The 19,441-nt window shown below is 44.2% G+C and carries 9 protein-coding genes and 1 pseudogene; 3 read left to right on the plus strand and 7 right to left on the minus strand.

Translation table 11 applies throughout. The annotated features are described in order from the left end of the window. Nucleotides 1–2: 2 nt before the first annotated feature. The 5 genes from K6V21_RS03485 to K6V21_RS03505 form a co-directional block, all read right to left on the minus strand. Nucleotides 3–2,318 (minus strand): glycoside hydrolase family 20 protein, encoded by a 2,316-nt coding sequence (locus K6V21_RS03485; RefSeq protein ID WP_117987042.1) that lies wholly within the window; start codon nt 2,316–2,318, stop codon nt 3–5. 40 nt (nt 2,319–2,358) lie between these two features. Continuing rightward, nucleotides 2,359–3,942 (minus strand): sulfatase, encoded by a 1,584-nt coding sequence (locus K6V21_RS03490; RefSeq protein ID WP_224320856.1) that lies wholly within the window; start codon nt 3,940–3,942, stop codon nt 2,359–2,361. 140 nt (nt 3,943–4,082) lie between these two features. Further along, nucleotides 4,083–5,882, minus strand: coding sequence for a RagB/SusD family nutrient uptake outer membrane protein (locus K6V21_RS03495; RefSeq protein WP_130069921.1), 1,800 nt, complete (start codon nt 5,880–5,882; stop codon nt 4,083–4,085). A gap of 18 nt (nt 5,883–5,900) precedes the next feature. Next, nucleotides 5,901–9,083 carry a SusC/RagA family TonB-linked outer membrane protein gene (locus tag K6V21_RS03500; RefSeq protein WP_224320857.1) on the minus strand — a complete coding sequence of 1,061 codons (3,183 nt, stop codon included), beginning with the start codon at nt 9,081–9,083 and terminating at the stop codon, nt 5,901–5,903. A gap of 305 nt (nt 9,084–9,388) precedes the next feature. Then, nucleotides 9,389–10,279, minus strand: coding sequence for an Rpn family recombination-promoting nuclease/putative transposase (locus K6V21_RS03505; RefSeq protein WP_224320858.1), 891 nt, complete (start codon nt 10,277–10,279; stop codon nt 9,389–9,391). Nucleotides 10,280–10,540: 261 nt separating this feature from the next. Between K6V21_RS03505 and K6V21_RS03510 the strand changes: the two genes are divergently transcribed. Then, nucleotides 10,541–11,413, plus strand: coding sequence for an Rpn family recombination-promoting nuclease/putative transposase (locus tag K6V21_RS03510; RefSeq protein ID WP_224320859.1), 873 nt, complete (start codon nt 10,541–10,543; stop codon nt 11,411–11,413). Between the two features lie 239 nt (nt 11,414–11,652). Here the strand turns inward: K6V21_RS03510 and K6V21_RS03515 are convergent. After that, nucleotides 11,653–11,826, minus strand: a pseudogene (locus K6V21_RS03515) (PD-(D/E)XK nuclease family transposase); the annotation flags it as partial. Between the two features lie 129 nt (nt 11,827–11,955). Between K6V21_RS03515 and K6V21_RS03520 the strand changes: the two are divergent. Further along, nucleotides 11,956–15,864, plus strand: coding sequence for a hybrid sensor histidine kinase/response regulator transcription factor (locus K6V21_RS03520; RefSeq protein ID WP_224320860.1), 3,909 nt, complete (start codon nt 11,956–11,958; stop codon nt 15,862–15,864). A gap of 345 nt (nt 15,865–16,209) precedes the next feature. Next, on the plus strand, nt 16,210–17,361 hold the full coding sequence (locus K6V21_RS03525) for an ISAs1 family transposase (RefSeq protein WP_224319883.1): 1,152 nt from the start codon (nt 16,210–16,212) through the stop codon (nt 17,359–17,361). Between the two features lie 404 nt (nt 17,362–17,765). Here the strand turns inward: K6V21_RS03525 and K6V21_RS03530 are convergent, their stop codons facing one another. Beyond that, nucleotides 17,766–19,304 carry an arylsulfatase gene (locus tag K6V21_RS03530; protein ID WP_224320861.1) on the minus strand — a complete coding sequence of 513 codons (1,539 nt, stop codon included), beginning with the start codon at nt 19,302–19,304 and terminating at the stop codon, nt 17,766–17,768. Nucleotides 19,305–19,441: the final 137 nt, after the last annotated feature.

The raw sequence follows: 19,441 nt of genomic DNA on the forward strand, positions 1-19,441 counted from the left end.
CTTTATTCCACTATGACTTCGTCGAAATAGATGCGGGCTTCCTGTCCCGGACGTACATGGGTGAAAGGACAATCACCTGCCCCGTATGCCACGACGCGGATGTAGCGTGCCTTCTCTCCTATCTTAAACGGAATATCCTCGCGGAAAGTACCTTCGCGGAAGATTTCCTCCTTCGTAAACGACTTCCCGGAGACCTTGCGGTAGTCTTTATTATCCGCCGAAATCAGCACTTCTATCTTTGCTGGTTTATGCGCCGCCATGCCGTAATTAGTGATGGAGCCCAATGTCAGTCGGTTCACGGTTTCAGGCTTCTTCAGGTCGAGAGTGAAGGAAACGGTATCGTTCTTCATCCATGAGCACCATTCAGAGTCGGTATATTTCAGACTTCCACGCACACCGTTCACCAGTCGGCCGATGTTGTCGGCACCGGTGCTCTTTATCACTTTTGCCGTTGCCGGATTCCACACAACAGGCAGTTCCAGCGTTTGTCCCATTTGCTTGCCTGCGGAGAAAGTGGCGGCTTTTATAGTTTTCGTACCCGTGAGCATTAATGGCCGGGTATAGAGGGCGGACTGTGCCGTAGGCAGACTACCATCCATCGTGTAACGCACTTCTACATCCGGACGGATACAATCCAACTTCACTTCCAGACGACCATTATTAGGTGTCACCGTCTGCTGGATGTTGTACATGGAACGGGCGTAAACAATGCCCTTCGCAGCCAGATGTTCGTTGAAGCGGTCCATAGCCGCCAGATAAGACTTCCAATTTTTGCGTTCCGGCCTTGTCCAAGCTACCTCGGCCAATGCAGACAAACGGGGGAACAACAAATAATCCACATCGGCAGGAGTATTGCAAAACTCCGTCCACATACAAGCCTGCACTCCCATTAATAAGGATGCGGTTTGCTTTGTCCAGTCTTTTTGTATCGGTTCGTAGTCGTATACATCCTTCAACGTATTGTTTCCAAAGTACGTCACCGGTTCAAACCATTGTGGCCCCTGATAGCGGATGAGATACATAATCCTTGCGGGCGTCATGATAAAGCGATGTCCCAGTTCGGCAGCTTTCATCGCAGCCTGTCCGTAACCCTGCCATCCCTGAATGATAAAACCTTCCGGGATAGTAGCATTCGTCAGCTCATCCCAGCCTATCACCTCACGGCCTTTGCTCTGTACATAGCGAGCCATACGCCCCATAAAGTAACCTTGCAGTTCTTCTTCATTCTCCAGTTTCTCCTGTTTCATCCGCGCCTGACACAACGGGCATGCTTCCCAATGCGTCTTCCGAGCCTCATCTCCACCCAGGTGGATATACTTTGAAGGGAAAAGTTCGAGAACTTCGTCCAGCACATCTTGCAGGAAAGTGAACACACTGTCGTTTCCGGCACAGTAGATGACATCGGCATTCTCTCCCCCCAAACCGGGCAACACACCGATATATTTATTCACCACCGGACACGCCAATAGCGGATAGGCAGCCAGTGCGGCATTACTGTGCGCCGGCATTTCTATTTCAGGAATTACTTCGATATGGCGTTCCCCGGCATAAGCCACTATCTCGCGGATATCATCCTGTGTATAATATCCCTTTTCTACCGTAGGTTCACCCTGGCGGGGATTGCGGCGTTCCGAGAAATTCTTGCCCGGACGGTCTACGCGGCGGGAACCTATCTCCGTAAGCAACGGGTATTTCTTGATTTCGATGCGCCAGCCATTATCATCCGTCAGATGGAAATGCAGTGTATTCAGTTTCAGCATCGCCATGCAGTCGATGATACGCAGCAGGTTCTCCTTAGGGGAGAAGAACCGTGCCACGTCCACCAACAACCCGCGATAGCCGAAACGGGGCTGGTCGGTGATAGTAACAGCCGGAACAGTCCAGTCGATGCCTGTCACTACTTGTCCGCCTTCGATGGCGGCAGGCAGCAGTTGGCGGATACTCTGCAAAGCATAGAAGAAGCCTTGTACATCGGCAGCATGAATGTTTATTCTTTTAGCTGTAATTTCCAGTTTATAGGCTTCTTCCTTCAAACCGGCATCCGTCGTCAGACAGACATCTCCTTTCTTGTTTCCCACCTTTATGCGAGGAGTAAATCCTGCCGCACGGGTGAGAAGTGCGGTAAAGCGGCGTACTTCTATAGCTTGTTCCTCGTTCTCCACAGCAAAGGTTGTTTTTTCAGAGAAATGAAAGTTACCCGTGCCCGGCACTATACTGACCGGGCAGGGAACTAAGGAAACGGGTTGTGTCAAGTTATCAGCCTGTATGTTCGCCGCCATCAAAAGCAGGAAGCATACCAGTGTGTGAATAGATCTCATAAGGTCTTTTATTATTAGATATGTGAATCAGGGGTTAAAATCACTCTTTGTCTCTCTCGGGCGAAAAGCGTACAGGGTCGTTGTATTGTTCCTGCAATGCGGTTAGTTGCGCTTTCAGGTCTTTGATGATTTCTTCCGTTCCCGGTTGTCCGTAGATGTTACGCATCTCCGTGGGATCGGCCTGCAGGTCGTACAGCTCCCATTCATCAATATCATTATAGAAATGGATCAGCTTGTAACGGTCGGTGCGTACTCCATAATGGCGTTTCACCATGTGCTCGGCAGGATATTCATAGAAATGATAGTACAAAGCTTTCCGCCAGTCGGCTGGTTTCTCGCCTTTCAGCAACGGTACCAAGGAAATGCCTTGAATATCTTCCGGTACTTTCACTCCGGCAAGTTCAAGGAAGGTAGGTGCGTAGTCAATGTTCTGCACCATTTCATTGATATCCCCTTTAGCCCGGAAGTCTTTCGGCAGACGCATAATCAACGGGGTACGCATGGACTCTTCGTACATGAAGCGCTTGTCGAACCAGCCGTGCTCGCCCATATAGAAGCCTTGGTCGGAGGTATAAACCACGAGCGTATTATCATCCAGTCCTTTCTCTTTCAGATAATCCAGCACACGCCCCACATTGTCATCCAGAGACTTCACGGTTTTCATATAGTCGCGTATGTAACGTTGGAACTTCCAGTTGGCGAGTTCCTTGCCTTGCGGATTCTTCTTATAAAAATCATCAATGATAGGCCCGTAGAATTTGTCCCATGCGGCACGTTGTCCTTCATCCATGCGACCGATGTATTTCTCATAAAGAGATTTCAACCGGGTTTCTTTGTCCGGGCGCAGCATCTTGAGGTCGTAAATCATATCCATATCTTTCGCAATGCTCATCTCCTGTGCCGCAGCGGCGGGACGCCCTTCATAATCATCAAAGAAGTTATCCGGCAGGGGAAAAGTCTTGTCTTCATACAGAGCCAGATTACAGGTATCTGCCAGCCAGTTACGGTGAATGGCCTTGTGGTGAATCAGGATACAGAACGGTTTGTCCTTATCCCGTTGGTTCTCCATCCAGTCGATGGCGTCATCGGTAATGAGGTTCGTCACATAGCCGTGTTTCTGTATCGTATCATTATTCTGGGTGATAAAGTCCGGGTTATAGTAATCACCTTGTCCGGGCACAATCTCCCAATAGTTGAAACCGGTAGGCAAACTTTCGAGATGCCATTTGCCGATGAGGGCTGTTTCATAACCGGCTTGTTGCAATAGTTTAGGGAAGGTCTGTTGTGAAGCGTCGAATACGCAAGTGGTGTTGTCATAGAATTTATTGGCACAACTGTGCTTGCCGGTAATCATGCAGGCACGGCTGGGTCCGCTCAGCGAGTTGGCAACAAAACTGTTGGTGAAGCGTACTCCATCGGCAGCAATCCTGTCGAGGTTCGGGGTTTCCATATAACGGTGGTCATAGCAGCTCATCATCTGGGCTGTGTGGTCATCCGTCATGATGTATACTATGTTATATTGCTTCTGCTCTTCAGCTTTCTTTTGAGAAGAACATGAGGCTAAGGATGCCACAGCGGCGGCACCGGTGAGGGAATAGAGCAATCCTGATTGTAGGTTTTTCATGGTCGGAAATCTTAAGTAGTTTATTTACCCGATTAAAAACAGAAAGACAAAGCCGGAAGCAGAACAGACAAAAATGTGCTGTCTGCTTCCGGAATATCAGCTTATATCAGCCTATTGAAAGTTAGTATCAAATGCAGCTATTAATAACCGAAGTTATTGTCAGTAGGTTTTATGGCAGAATTCGTATTCAACTCTTTCTGGCAAATAGGTAACAATAGATTCTTCTTCAGGAAACTTTCTGTCAGAGCACCATTATCGCCGAAACGACGCTCTGAAAAATTCACTTTACCTTCACCAAGTTCATATACTTTTTGAGTAATGCTATGATTATTGTTCACCTCAAGCAGATGTTTAAACAGGTCATGGCGAGTTCCCCAAATACGTGCACGCTGGTATTGTCCCGGTTCACCGCACGTCTCAAACAAACGTTCAAAATAAATCTTCTCACGAAGCGCATCTTTACTTAATCCACTTTTCCAGTCAGCCGGTTGTGTTGCACCTGCAACAGACTGACGCGCACGTTTCAAAACTTCATTTGCCAGCGAAATAGCCTTGTCTGTATTTCCCAATTCATTATACACATCGGCCATATCCAGCAACATCTCAGCATAGCGATAGACTATTATATTTTTATGGGCATTTTGTCCAACCTGAGCCTGGTCAAAGTACTTCTTAATAATAGGCCAGTGAGTCTGGTAAGCATTCAGCTTCGATTTATTAGCAAAGTTATCAAGAACGCGCTTTCCATTAGGAATGTCCCCGGAACTTAATTCATCATAACTTGGATTTGTCGGGTCTGAAACTTTATCATAAGGAATGCAGTCTTCCATCTGGACAGCCTGTTTTTTTCCTGTACCGTTATTCAACTCCAACTGCTCACCTGAAGCATACACAAAATATGGATAACAATAAGAACTGTCGTTCGCAGTCAATCTTTCTTTGAACATTTGCGCTTTAGGCGCTCCGTTCTGATATTTGCGCCACTTACTAAAGAAGGTTCCGTCTATACGGGGATCGCCCGGATATGTTCCACGGAACTTGTCATAGAATGACTTAGTAATAGTAGTACGCGCCCACGCTACTCCCACACCGCAATCCCTGGCAGAGAAAACCCAATGTAAACGACTCTTGTTATAGTCGGAAGTAGTTGTGTAGTTCAACTGGAATATAGATTCCTTGCTGTTATTCACATTATCGACAAACAGGTTTTGGAATTTACTTTCAAGAGCGAATTTACCATACACAGCATCAAAACATTCTTTGGCTTTCTGCCAAGCCGTTTCATCTCCCTGGCAAGCCATTGTGTGATAAAGTTTACCCAAAAATGCTTTGGCAGCCCACTTAGAACCATATCCATCAGTCACTGTTTCCGGCAATGTATTGAAAGCATCTGTCCAGTCCGACTCACACTGTGCAAAAATCTGTGCCTTAGGTGTACGCGGCAGTTCAACCGCTCCAATAGCTGATGCTGCTATTTTATAAGGAACATCTCCCCAGATAGTAGCTAGATTATAATATGCTAATGCACGCAAGAACTTCGCCTGTCCGGTCATTGTAACCTTCACACTATTATCCAATGGGCTATCTGCCACATTTGCTATAAAAGTATTCGTTTCATTCACTACTTTATAAAGCCCTTCCCAAACTCCCTGATTCAAGTCGTCCGAAAGACGCGCTCTTAAAGACACATAATCATCCTGATAACTGCCATTTGTCGTGAACCATGCGAAACCGGACGCTCCGATTGTAAGTTCCGTATAGAAATGACCATACACACTATGAGTAGTCATATAACCATAGCATCCATCTAATGCCATTTTCGCATTAGATTCATTGCTAAACTGTACACCATTGTCCATTGAGTATTTTGGTTCTTCATCCAAGCAAGAAGAAAACAAAGAGATTCCCAGGACTAAAGTTATATATTTTAATGTTTTCATAATCATCGACTTTACCTTTTAGAAATTAACATTGATACCAAAAATAAACGAACGCATGTTCGGGAACGAACTCATGTCAATACCCGGGCGCAAACCATCAAAAGCAAAACTATTCACCTCCGGATCGTAGCCGCTATAATCTGTTATCACAAAGGCATTCTTTACTGATGCAAATATGCTGGTAGTACGGAAACCTATCTTTTTCATCCATTTATTAGGCAAAACATAATTCAATGTTATATCGGAACAACGCAAGTAGCTTGCATCTTCAATATAACGATCCATTACGACATCAGGCATTTTGTAAGTAGAACGCGGATAAAGATTAGTAGGATTCTCAGCAGTCCACATTCCATTATAAACCTTCTGATATAAATTACTTGTTTGCCGGCTCGGAGTCTGCTCATATCTAACATTCGTATTCAGTACATCATAACCGGATACACCTGTAAAAGCTGCGGACAGAGATAAACCCTTATAGGTCAATTTTGTCTGGAAACCGTAAGTCATCGGGCGATTAGGATCACCGAGAATCATCTTATCTGCTTCGTTGATTTCTCCATCTCCATTCTGGTCTATAAATTTAATATCACCGGCTTGAGGAACTCCGCCATTGATATCCTTGGTTATCTTATAAGAGCCATCCGTCAAATCTGATTCCTGTACAATTCCATCTGTCTGATAACCATAGAAAAGTCCCGGAGCTTTACCTTCAAGGAAGATATTAGCCACACCAAAATGGCTACCCAATGTATTACCTAAATATCCACGTCCTTTAACATTATCGCTGAAGACACTTTCAGGGAGTCCCAATTCTGTAATCTTAGTCTTATTATAACCGATATTTCCTCCTAAACTCCATTGGAACTCCTTATTATCAATAATCGTAGCATCCAAAGAGAATTCAACACCTTCATTGGTCAATGATCCCTGATTCATCGTCACCGAAGTAAATCCGCTTGACAATGGCAAATCACGGTTAATCAATAAGTCGGAAGTTTTCTTTTTATAATATTCGAACGATCCAGTGATGCGTTGCTTCAATACCCCAAAGTCAAAACCGGCATTCCATGAAGAAGTGCGTTCCCATTTCAATCCGTCATTCTGCAATTTTGAAACTACGGCCGCCAACTCTTTTTCACCGTTAGCAGTGGCATAATCCATTACACGTGCATAGTCTGAGAATGTAGAATAAGGAGCAATACTCTGGCTACCCGTTTCACCATAGCTGACGCGCAGTTTAAGCTGGCTTAACCAGTTAATGTCTTTCATGAACTCTTCTTGTTCCATACGCCATGCAATGGATGCAGACGGGAAGTAAGCAAAGCGCTTTCCTTTTTGGAATTTACTTGAGCCGTCAACACGTAATGATGCAGTTACCAGATATTTATCATAAAAGCTCAAATTCACGCGTCCCAAATAAGAAAGTAATTGATAGTCTTTTTGTATAGGCTGCTTATAATCTTTTTGTCCCGCCATGTGAAGGCCATCCACTCCAAAATCGAAGTTTGTGAAATTCGTAGCATAAATATTCTTGGTCAAATCTTTATAAACATCATAAGTAATACCAAGAGTAGCATCTAATTTAGCGATTTTGCCTAAATTAGTATTCAGATTAAATACGTTTTCAACGTTATAGTTGCTTCTGTTCCAATCCGTCAAAGCTAAAACACCTTGCTCATTTCGACCTTTAAATAGAGCCAGGCCATACCAACGACCACGGTCATTTATCATAATATTACCGCCCGTACGTAAATTATATCTCAAGAACTTAGTAATCTTCCAACCTAAATCAAGAGATCCTCTGAAAGTTTTGTCATGAGCCAAGTCGGTATAATCTGTCACCCAGCTATCAACATCCGTATTTTCAGCATCTTGCAATGTCGGGTCATCAGACGGTTTGCGGAAAGGCTGAGTATCAATAGCCGTACGAGCAGCCGAACCGGTAGGACCACCTTTGGTATCACCGCCACCCATCATATTGTTTTCCTTCAAAGAACCACTCAAGTTAACTGCTAAAGTAACAGTCTTAGATAAATCGACATTGATATTACCACGGAAGTCCCCTTGCTTAATACCTGTATTGCGGGCAATACCTTCTATATTCTTAAAACCTGCCGAGAAGTAATAACGCATTCCATTGGCACCTCCGCTTACAGACGCTGAATAGTTCTGTGAAAAAGCGGAACGGTAAAGTTCCTTTTGCCAATTCACGTAGTCCGGCAAAGAATATGTGGTAGGATCATTGGGATCATAACCGGCTACTTTGTCATTCGTAACATAACGTATTTCATCGCCAACAAAATAGAATAAACGGGAAGCTTCTTCCACTTGAGAATTCTTATACATACCATAAGAACGCAAGTCCATCATCTTATGAAGATTAGCAGCATCAGCAATAGTAAAGTTAGCACTGACATTTATTCTGGCTTTACCTTCTTTACCTTTCTTAGTCGTAATAAGAATAACCCCATTTGCACCACGGGAACCATAAATAGCAGTTGCCGAAGCATCTTTCAATACAGTGATATCCTCAATATCGGACGGATTCAATGAGCTCAACGGATCCTGAGCTATCTGGAAGTCACCACCTCCCATAGCAGATTGCGCAAATTCACCGGTAGATGCTTGAGGTACATTATCAATAACGTACAACGGCTGATTATCTCCGCGCAATGAGTTAGCACCGCGAATGGTAATAGAATTGGCAGCACCCGGAGTAGATGACGAAACACTCATACTAAGGCCGGCGACTTTACCTTGCAGCAAGTTATCAATAGAAATAGCTTTTGAAGCTTCATTTTCATCCGGACGCACGGAAGTAATGGCACCGGTCAGATCACCTTTACGTGATGTACCGTAAGCTACTACAACCACCTCATCCAGCAATTGCGTATCATCCTTCATCGTCACATTGATTACCGTCTTGTTTCCCACAGGAATTTCCTGTTTCGCATAGCCAATAAAAGAAAAGACCAATACGGATTTAGAGTTAGGAACATCAATCTTATAGTTACCATCAATATCAGTGATAGTACCTAAAGATCCTCCTTTTACAGACACATTGACACCGGGTACACCTTCATTAGTGCTGTCAATTACTTTACCTGTTACTTTAATTGCTTGCTGTGCAAAAGCAACGGCAGGTACCGTCAAGCAGAACAGGCATACAAGAAATACATTAAATAGTTTCTGTCTCATAGAATTAAATTTAAATTAAAGACATTTGTTAACAGTGATTTCGATGCAAATGTAAAGCGAGCGGGGAAAGCATCGGTGCAATAATCACTATTTCCAAGTCCAATTTTAGCCATAGACCCATTCCCGGAAAGCCCATAGACAAATTTGGAGCTAAAATAGATAAAAATGGAGTAGAAGCATGAAGAAAAACGTGTTAACCACATTTATATTGTGCCTGTTATTATTCCTGCCAGATAAAGTTACGGATAAAGGGTAAAGTTTTAATTGCTTTACCCTTTACTATGCTCTGCTATACTTTTCTATCTTTACAAATTGGCAATGTCTTCAGAAGTTAAGCCGGTAACATCGGCAATCATCGTATAATCCAATCCTATCTCTTTCATCTTTCGGGCATTAGAGAGACATTTTTTCTCAATTCCTTCCAATCTTCCTTCTGCAATTCCTTTCAATCTCCCCTCCAGTTTAGCTGATTCAATTACATCATTCTGAATCATTACCGAGTCTAGATGCCTGTCATAAGCCAAGCGTTCTTGAGGTGTCATGGAGTAGTATCTCAATTTCTCACGCGCTTCTTCCAAGCCGGGTGCCTTGGTGTCCGGACGTATTACCCCTCTCTTCAGATAATTCATCCATTCCTCCAGAGGTGTGACGGCCACCCGGTTGAACTCATTGACACGGATGAGAACGTATTCCGGAGAAATATCAGCAGGCATGCGTGTCACGATAGCATTCTTCTCCTTGACATTGATTTGCAACTGATCTCCGGTATGTACGCCTATAAAATTATTTTGTCCGTAATAGAGGTAGTCGCTGCCGCTGCCGATATCGAAATACAGGATGCTGATAGAATATGCCTTCTTCACATGATAATACGCCTCTCCAAGCGAGGCATACTCGGTGGTGACTTTCGCCACTCCATAAAGAATGCGCTCCAGATAATAAAGTTTGCGCATATTCTGTACCTCGATGATAATAATCTCATTCTTACTGTTGCAGGCCTTGATATCTGCCCGGTAGAACTTATCGTCGGCGGTCTGCAAATTGTTTTCACTTTCGAGTATCTCAAGGATGGTGATTTTTTCCTTCAGGAATACAGTCAGGAAACCTTCAAGCACGCCAAAGTTTGCTTTTTGGCGCAAAAGGCACTTAATGGCCCAGTCAAAACGTATATATCTGTCTTCCAATTGACTTCCCATGATTACTCCCTTTCTTTTTTAGAATAAAACAAAGATATTGCTTTTACTTTGAAAAGCAATGCGGTCAGGGGATATTTCCCTGGCTATTTGTTGGAGGAAGATTCATTTCTGATCAGAAATGAAACAAAAGACGTTATCCGGTGTGCCTGTAACGGAAATAATGCTTACCTTTGTTTGTGTTTCTGTATAGTTCCTATAAGACTCCGTTTTTTGGCGAGTCTAGGAGCGCCTTTTAAAATTATTCACTAAACAACATTAATTATGAAATACTTAAATCCCAGAGCCGACTTGACCTTCAAACGGGTCTTTGGCGAACACCCCGACCTGGTAATGAGCCTTCTGAACGCCCTGCTTCCTTTGGCAGCCAATCAGGAAATCACCGAGATTGAATATCTCCCTTCGGAGATGGTTCCCGAGAACCCCTTGCGTAAGAACAGCATCGTCGACGTCCGTTGCAAGGACAAGCAAGGGCGACAATTCCTGGTGGAAATGCAAATGATCTGGTCGCCCGAGTTCAGACAGCGCGTATTGTTCAACGCTTCCAAGGCATACGTGCGCCAGATAAACATCGGCGAAGAGTATGAGTTGTTGCAACCTGTGTATTCACTGAATCTGGTCAATGAGGTCTTTGAACCGGAACTGGAAGGGTATTACCACCATTATCAGATGATTCATGTGGAGAATACGGATAAAGTGATTGAAGGTCTTCAACTGATTTTTGTGGAACTGCCCAAATTTACTCCGCATACGTTCTCTGAGAAGAAGATGCAGGTGCTCTGGTTGCGTTACCTGACTGAAATCAACGAACATACCCGCGAAGTGCCGGAAGAATTGATGGCGAATCCCGAAGTGAAAAAAGCGGTTGATGCCCTGGAAGTGTCTGCGTTTACGGATGCACAGTTGGCAGGATATGAAAAGTTCTGGGATATTATCAGTGTAGAGAAAACACTGTATAATAGTGCGATACGCAGAGGTATGGCGGAAGGAATGGAAAAAGGAAAAGCGGAAGGAAAAGCGGAAGGAAAAGCGGAAGAATGTCATCTCATAGCTTCCAATTTAAAACAGCAAGGAATCCCTTTTAAAACAATCTCCCAATGTACAGGATTATCAATAAAAGAAATTGAACTATTATAAGGGAGCATATTCAGTATATATCTTCCTATTATATATAGTAAAGGGTAAAGTCACATATTGCTTTACCCTTTACTTTGAAAAGCAATGCGAGACGAAAAATGAATAGTATCTTGTTATTTTTATAATTCTTCTATGTCTTTGATAGGCAGACCCGTCACCTGGTGGATGACCTCGGAGGAGATATTCAAAGATTTCATTGTTCGGGCGTTCTCTATTTTTTTCTTCCTGTCTGCCTTCCTGTCCTGACCGTGGTACAGGTAATCGTTGCCCTTGCCGATGTCGAAATAAAGAATGCTGATGGAGTACACCTTCTTCACTTTCGAGTAAAGCTCTCCCAGTTCGATATGCTCCGTGATGGCCTTGGCAACGCCGAAAAGGATGCGCTCCAAATAGTATATCTCGCGCGTGTTCTGCTCCAATTAAAATTGACTTTTTACAGCCCAAACAGATAAAAACAGGAACCATCATCATGAAATACCTGTTTTTTGTTTTGTGTGGCTCGAAACAAAAGACTACTTTTGTTCCAATCTTTGTATAGCACCATGAAGAAAAACATGTTAACCACATTCATATTGTGCCTGCTATTATTCCTACCGGGTAAAGTTACAGGTAATAAACAATATGCTTTCCAGCAGATTAGTACCCAGGACGGTCTGTCCTCTTCTGTTCGTTGCCTGGTAGTAAGCCACGACAAAGGATATGTATGGATCGGAACCAAGTCCGGTATAGGGCGTTTTGACGGTTACGAGCTAAGAAAATACTTATTGGGAAATATCACCCATATCATTGAAGACGAAGAACATACCATCTGGGCCATCACGCCGAAAGGACTCTTCCACTATAACTATCAGGAAGACACTTTCCTGCAGGCGCGCGATGAAGACCAGAACCCGGTAGTGGTGTCTTCCATTTGTCCCTGGACGGACGGAGTAATATTCGGAGGCAATGGAAGGCTATATAAATATGATTATGCCAATCACAAAATCAGATTCCTATGTCCGCTAACTCCCAACAGCCATTACAACATCACCAATCTGCAAAAATGGGACGACCGGACTCTGCTGTGCACCAGCCGTTGGAGCCATGCACTGCTCGTCGACATACCTACGGGACGGACTCACCCTGTTCCTTTTGAAAGTAATGAAATCATAACCAGCCTGATAGACAAAGACGGACATATATGGCTCGCCCCCTATCATCAGGGAGTGAAATGTTATGACCGCCAAGGTAAACTTTTGCATTCCTATCACACCGGGAACTCCCTCCTGCAAACCAATGTAGTGCTTTCCCTGGCTGAGAACAACGGACAGATATGGATTGGAACAGATGGTTCAGGCATTTATATCCTGAATCCGGAGAATGATGAGATATCCACCATAGCCCACGCACCCGGTAATCCTTATTCCCTGCCGGTCAACTCCATCCTCTGCTTATATTCCGACTCAAACAACAACATGTGGGCAGGCAGTGTACGCGGCGGACTGATAAATATCAGGGAAGTGGGAATGAAGATATATTCGGATGCGCTGCCCGGCACAGAATACGGACTGAGCGAAAAAGCAGTGTTAAGCATCTATCAAGGCGAAGAAAAGGATATATGGATAGGAACAGACGGCGGTGGAATCAACCGTTTCTACCCCGACGGCAATAGATTCTACCATACAAAGTCTACCTGGGGAGACAAAATCTCTTCCATTACGGAAGTGGACAAAAGGCACCTGCTGGTCTCTTTGTTCAGTAAAGGATTATTCTTCTTTGATAAACAAACCGAAGAGTACCGGCCATTGATTATCGTGAACGACAGCATCAACGCCCTCTTGTGCCAACGCGGAAAGGCCGTAAATATCTTCCGGAACTCTCAGGAAACAGTGCTGCTACTCTCTGAAATACCTTATAGCTATCACATAGAAAAGAAAGAATTCACCCCTATCTCCTTAGATAAACATACTCCGGCAATCATTGGTACTGTCTTACCAATATGCCAGAATGGTCCCATCTCCTATTTGCACGACATCAAATGCATCTATCAGATAGACTCCCGGACCAACCGATTAGAGACCCTGTATCATTGCACCGGAGACACGATATTCAATACTGTTTCAGTTGATGAAAACGGCATTTTCTGGATAGGAAGCAATTATGGACTCAGCCGGTATTCCGCAGAAAAGCACGAACATGTCAACATCCCCAATAAGCTGATTAATGAAATCAACTCACTGATTTGTGACAGACGGGGACGTGTATGGATAGGGACGGACGGAAAACTGTTTGCCCACCTCATCCGTGAAGGAGAGTTTATCCTATACGGAGAATCGGACGGCGTTATCCAAAACGAGTATCTGGAGAAACCACGGCTGCTATCCGCAGAAGGGGACATTTATATGGGAGGGGTCAACGGTTTGCTTTGCATTGACAAACAACTGCCGGACGAAGATACAGTTCCGCCCGTTCTTGAGTTGGCCGACGTGGCTGTGGGCGGAGAACGAATGAATGCCTTTATAAAAAACGGACGCAGCCTAACCGTACAGGAACACAGCAAACCTATCTCTATCAAAATCATTGCCCATGACAGAGATATTTTCCGCAAGCCCATGTACCGGTACACCTTGCGTGGCATGGATGGGCAAATCATATACTCTTATCAACCGGAACTGACGTTCAACGGGCTACCGGCAAAGACCTATCAGGTGTTAGCCTCGTGCAGCACCCGTAGCGGCGGGTGGACGGAAGATTACCGGATACTGGAATTAGTAGTGCTTCCACCGTGGTACAAGTCCGTCTGGTTCACAATTTGCTGTATTGTAGTAGCCTGCATAGGTATTATACTGGCTTTCTTCTCCCTGCTGCGCCGCAAAGAGAACAAGCTGAAGTGGGCGATGAAAGAGCATGAGCAGCAGGTATATGAAGAAAAAGTACGTTTCCTCATTAATATCAATCACGAACTGCGTACGCCGCTGACCCTGATACATGCACCACTGAAACAACTATTGGGAACATTGTCGCCTGAAGATGAAAAGTATCCGGTAATACAAAGCATCAGCAGGCAATCGGGGCGCATGAAGAAACTATTGGACATGGTGCTGAATGTACGGAAAATGGAAGTGGGACAAAGTTCGCTGAATATCGAAAGCGTAGAATTAAATTCATGGATTGAGCAACTCATAGCCGACTTCAGGCCGGAAGCCAACATGAAAGGCATTTCCATATCCTATACCCCGGATAAAGATGTGGATACCCTCTGTTTCGACAAAGAGAAATGCAGCACCATCTTAACCAACTTACTAATCAACGCATTGAAATACAGTGATGAAAACAGTCTGATTGAGGTATCTGCAAGTTTATCGGAAGACCAGACCCGTGTCCGCATTTCCATCTCAGACCAAGGTCCGGGCTTAAAGGACATAGACATAAACAATCTCTTTATCCGATTCTATCAAGGCAACAACAGCCGTCCGGGCACAGGTATCGGTCTTTCTTATTCCAAGATTCTGGCCGAACAGCATGGCGGGAGCATCGGTGCTTATGACCACGAAACCGCCCCCGGAGCAACCTTCTGGTTTGAGTTGCCCCGCAACGTGCAGCCCGGAAAAGTAACCCTGCAACCCCAACCTTATCTGAATGAGTTGTTAGCTCCTACCCAGGAAGTGGAAAGTGTTCCGGAAGAAACAGCCGTAAAAGAGGAAACCATGAACAATACGCTGCTCATAGTAGATGACAATAAGGATTTGACTGACTATTTATCCGAAGCCCTGAAAGGCAAATTCAAGAAGATATGGGTGGCTTATGACGGTGAAGAAGCGCTGCGCATTTGTCGGGAATCATATCCGGATATAGTTGTCAGCGACATACAAATGCCCCGCATGAATGGGTATGAGTTGTGCAAGCACATCAAGGAAGACCTGGAAATCAGCCATATCCCTATTATTCTGCTGACCGCCCGCAATGATGAGGAAAGCCAGATTTTCGGCTACAAGAACGGAGCCGATGCTTATCTGACGAAGCCTTTTGAGGTCAGCATACTTCACACCATCATTCAAAGCCAACTGAAGAACCGTGAGCGGATGCGGACGCGCTATGCAGAAGCGGGACCATTGCCTCAGCCACAGGAAAGTACGTTCAGCCCGGCGGACGAGAAGTTCCTGAAACGGTTGAATAAGTCAATCACCGAGAATCTGGACAATCCACAGATGGGGGTGCCTTTCCTGTGTACGGAGCTGGGAATCAGCCGCGCTTCTCTCTATAATAAACTAAAGGTGGTGACAGGTATGGGAGCCAACGATTACATAACCAAGCTCCGGGTGGAACGGGCCGTCTGGCTACTTACCCATAGCACCCTCAACATTAATGAGATAGCGGATCAGACGGGGTTCTCCACATCACGCTATTTCAGTACGGTATTCAAACAGTATATGGGGTGTTCGCCGACGCAATACAAGGAGGAACATGCGTAAAAAGGCTGTTATGTAGTGTAAACACGGCTGTATCATTGCTTTCACATAGGCAGTTCATTGCTTTCGCATAGGCAGTTGCTTATTTCAGAGTGCTTTATTTTGCAACGGCCACAAATGTAGTTCAGCTGCCTCACAGTTATGAGGCTCGTGCTCCACAATCGTGAAGCACGAGCACCACAGACGTAAACCAGGGCTGACGCATTATAGTTTTTACCATAAATACTTATATTCAATTTATTAAAATCGCACTATATATAATTGACAATTAATGTATAAACTATTTTTATATGTCATCTTAAATTCTTATCTTTATAAGCAATTAAGAAACATAAATTGACTAAAATAATGGCAATATTTAGTATTTGTAAACAAATCAATGATCCTCGTATTGACAGAAAACGTGTACATTCTGCCGATGCTATCGTTTATATTTCAATGGCTGCTGTAATATGTGGTGCAGAATCCTGGTATGAAGTAGAAGATTTCGGCAATGCCAAGATTGACTTTTTCCGCGAACGGCTGCCCGGATTGGAATCTATCCCCAGTCACGATACCTTCAATCGTTTTTTCAGTGCTCTGAATCCTGAGTATTTCGAACGTATTTTTCGGCATTGGATGTTTGAAATCTGCGAGAAATATGAGGGTGTTGTAGCTATTGACGGCAAAACCATTCGTGGTGCCAGTAAATGTAGCTCATCTCACCCCACTGGTAATCGAAATTTTAAACTTCATATGGTTAGTGCTTGGGCTACAGCTAATGGCATCAGTCTTGGACAGCTGAAAGTTAATGAAAAACATAACGAGATCGTGGCTATCCCGTTGTTGTTAGAAGCCTTGGATTTAGTCAAGTGCATTGTAACCATTGATGCAATGGGGTGTCAAACGGATATTGCTAAAAAAATAATAGAGGGTGGAGCAGATTATGTCTTAGCTCTGAAAGAAAACCATAAGAATCTTTATAATACCGTCAAAAGTTGGTTTGATGATTTGGATGATAAAAATATCGATGTGAACAAAGCACATTATGCCACCAGATACGGCAAATATATAACAGAGGAAGAGTCTCATGGCAGACACGAACGCCGTGAATGTTTTGTGTACAGTTGCCAGGCTTTAACCGGAATGTTCAAAGAATGGAAGGGATTGAAGGCGGTTGTGAGAATATCTTCACAAAGAACAATCAAAACAACAGGCGAAACCTCTGTAAGCCATAGGTTTTATATCACCTCTTTAGGGCTGGAACCTCAAAAAATAGCAGAGTCTATACGGGCACATTGGGCTATTGAAAACAATTTGCATTGGCAGTTGGATGTCTCTTTTAATGAAGATGCAGGCAGAAAAACCGGAAATGCGGCACAAAACGTTTCACTTATGAATAAAATAGCACTGATGGTTATTAAGAAAAATGAAAGAAAAGGAAGCGTAAAAGGGAAAAGAAAGGCAGCAGGATGGGATAATGAACTACTTTGTGAACTTTTATCCATGAAATATTTTTAATGCGTCAGCCCTGAGACGTAAACATGATTAAAACACTGGATATCAATAAAATAAACATGCAGAGTTTTCCCAATGAACATAGGAGATTGACATATACAATCCCTATTTAGAATGGATAAAAGTAGGTAAGAAACGGAGTGCTATCTAATGAAAAGCAGGTAATCCGGTATCTTTTATATCAAAAAAAGCAGGAAATGAGAAGATAGGAAATCAAAGGTTTTATACGAATATGAAAGATAACAAAAAGATAATCAAAAACATACATCTAATTAAGAGTAGTGTAGGCAAATTTGCCTACACTCTGTTTTTTATTTGCTTACACCATGCTATATCACCGATGAATAGGGAGATACAGAGCACAGGTGTAAGCGTGTAGGTAAAAGTGAGGATAAACTCTATGTAGGCTAATTCGAAGCGGACTCCGGCAATGTCACCGGGAACATATCGTTTTCTCTGTGCTCCCGACGGATAACTTCGAGCATCTGTTTCACGATTTCCGGATGTTGCGCCGCTATATCGTTATCTTCGTGGATATCCTTTGCAAGGTCGTACAGATGGGGCTTTCCTTTCTTAACTATCAGTTTCCAATCGCCCATACGAACGCCGAGCTGGTCGGTTTCATGGAATTCCCAATAGAGGAAATCATGTTTCTGCTGTTCACCAGCGTTGCCTAACAAGGTCGGGGCAAAAGAGATGCCATCGAAACAGTCACCTTCTAACTTCTTGTTGATGTACTTTTTCGGGAATCCTTTGTCGCCCGCCAGTTCGCAGAAAGTAGGCATGATGTCGTAAAATGCCAGCTGGTGGTCGTTTACCGAACCGGCGGAGATGCGTTCCGGCCAGCGCACAATGAAAGGAATCCGGATGCCGCCTTCATGGCACTGCCGTTTCAAACCACGCAGTTTCCCATCCCGTCCGAAGAACTCCGGGTCCGCTCCTCCTTCTTCGTGAGGGCCGTTGTCGCTACTGAAGATGACGATGGTGTTCTCGTCCAGTCCCTTTTCTTTCAACTTCTTCAAGACTTCACCCACGTAATAGTCCAGGCGGGTAATCATACCGGCAAACTGGGCATGGGTATGCTCCGAAACATTATAACGTCCTTTCTCATACCCGCCCCAGGTTTTATCTCTAAAGAACTTCTTCTTGTAGCTTTTCAGGATAGAATCATTCGGCTGCGCAAGTTCCGCATGCGGCAAGGTGTAGGTGAAAAAGCCATAGAAAGGCTGCTCTCCGTCCTGTTTGTCCAGCCATTCCAGCGCCTTACCGTGAATCAGGTCTGCCGAATATTGAGTGCGTTTCTTGTAATCATCGCCAAACATCGGGTAGTTGATATTATCTTCCAGCAGAATACGTATAACGCCTGTATCGCCTGCCTGTGTGCTGTACCTGTTCAGAAAGTTAGGGTAGTATAAATGAGCCTGGAACTGGCATATATAACCATAGAATTCATCGATACCCCGCTTATCCGGTGTGGAACAAGAGCCTTCATAACCACCTGCCCACTTGCCGAAGACTCCCGTTGTATAACCGTTCTTTTTCATAATCTCAGGAAGAATGATATGATTTTCATCGTATGGTTCCTGACCGACAACGGTAAATTCGTCATTAATCCCGTATTTCACGGTTGGAACTCCCTGCCAATACTCTTTATTTCCGCGCACATGGGTGTGTCCTGTATGTTGCCCCGTCATCAGCGAAGCACGGGAAGGGGCGCTCACCGGACTACCGGCATAGGCTTGAGTAAACAGCATGCCTTCGGCTGCCATACGGTCTATGTTAGGCGTTTCAATGTATTTCTGTCCGTAACATCCTAAATCCCCGTATCCCATGTCGTCGCAGAGGATAAAGATAATGTTAGGTTTGGAATTCTTGTTTGCCGCATTGGCACACAAAGCAACAGTAGCCAGCAGGCCTGTTCCTAAAGCTATAACTGTTTGTTTCATACTAAATTGTATATTCAAATTAAATGTCTATGTATTCCGGGCGAATGATTATTCGCCCCTACAAGCGTTGTCTCAATACGTGTAGGGGCGAAAAATCTTTCGCCCGCCAACACAGCGTAGCCACTTGTAGCCCGTAG

The organism is Bacteroides cellulosilyticus, assembly GCF_020091405.1.
In the GTDB taxonomy this organism is placed as follows: domain Bacteria; phylum Bacteroidota; class Bacteroidia; order Bacteroidales; family Bacteroidaceae; genus Bacteroides.

Excerpts from the sequence above, each read along its gene's own strand:
- K6V21_RS03485 (WP_117987042.1), bottom strand. The coding sequence starts at position 2,318 with ATGAGATCTATTCACACACTGGTATGCTTCCTGCTTTTGATGGCGGCG.
- K6V21_RS03490 (WP_224320856.1), bottom strand. The coding sequence starts at position 3,942 with ATGAAAAACCTACAATCAGGATTGCTCTATTCCCTCACCGGTGCCGCC.
- K6V21_RS03495 (WP_130069921.1), bottom strand. The coding sequence starts at position 5,882 with ATGAAAACATTAAAATATATAACTTTAGTCCTGGGAATCTCTTTGTTT.
- K6V21_RS03500 (WP_224320857.1), bottom strand. The coding sequence starts at position 9,083 with ATGAGACAGAAACTATTTAATGTATTTCTTGTATGCCTGTTCTGCTTG.
- K6V21_RS03505 (WP_224320858.1), bottom strand. The coding sequence starts at position 10,279 with ATGGGAAGTCAATTGGAAGACAGATATATACGTTTTGACTGGGCCATT.
- K6V21_RS03510 (WP_224320859.1), top strand. The coding sequence starts at position 10,541 with ATGAAATACTTAAATCCCAGAGCCGACTTGACCTTCAAACGGGTCTTT.
- K6V21_RS03520 (WP_224320860.1), top strand. The coding sequence starts at position 11,956 with ATGAAGAAAAACATGTTAACCACATTCATATTGTGCCTGCTATTATTC.
- K6V21_RS03525 (WP_224319883.1), top strand. The coding sequence starts at position 16,210 with ATGGCAATATTTAGTATTTGTAAACAAATCAATGATCCTCGTATTGAC.
- K6V21_RS03530 (WP_224320861.1), bottom strand. The coding sequence starts at position 19,304 with ATGAAACAAACAGTTATAGCTTTAGGAACAGGCCTGCTGGCTACTGTT.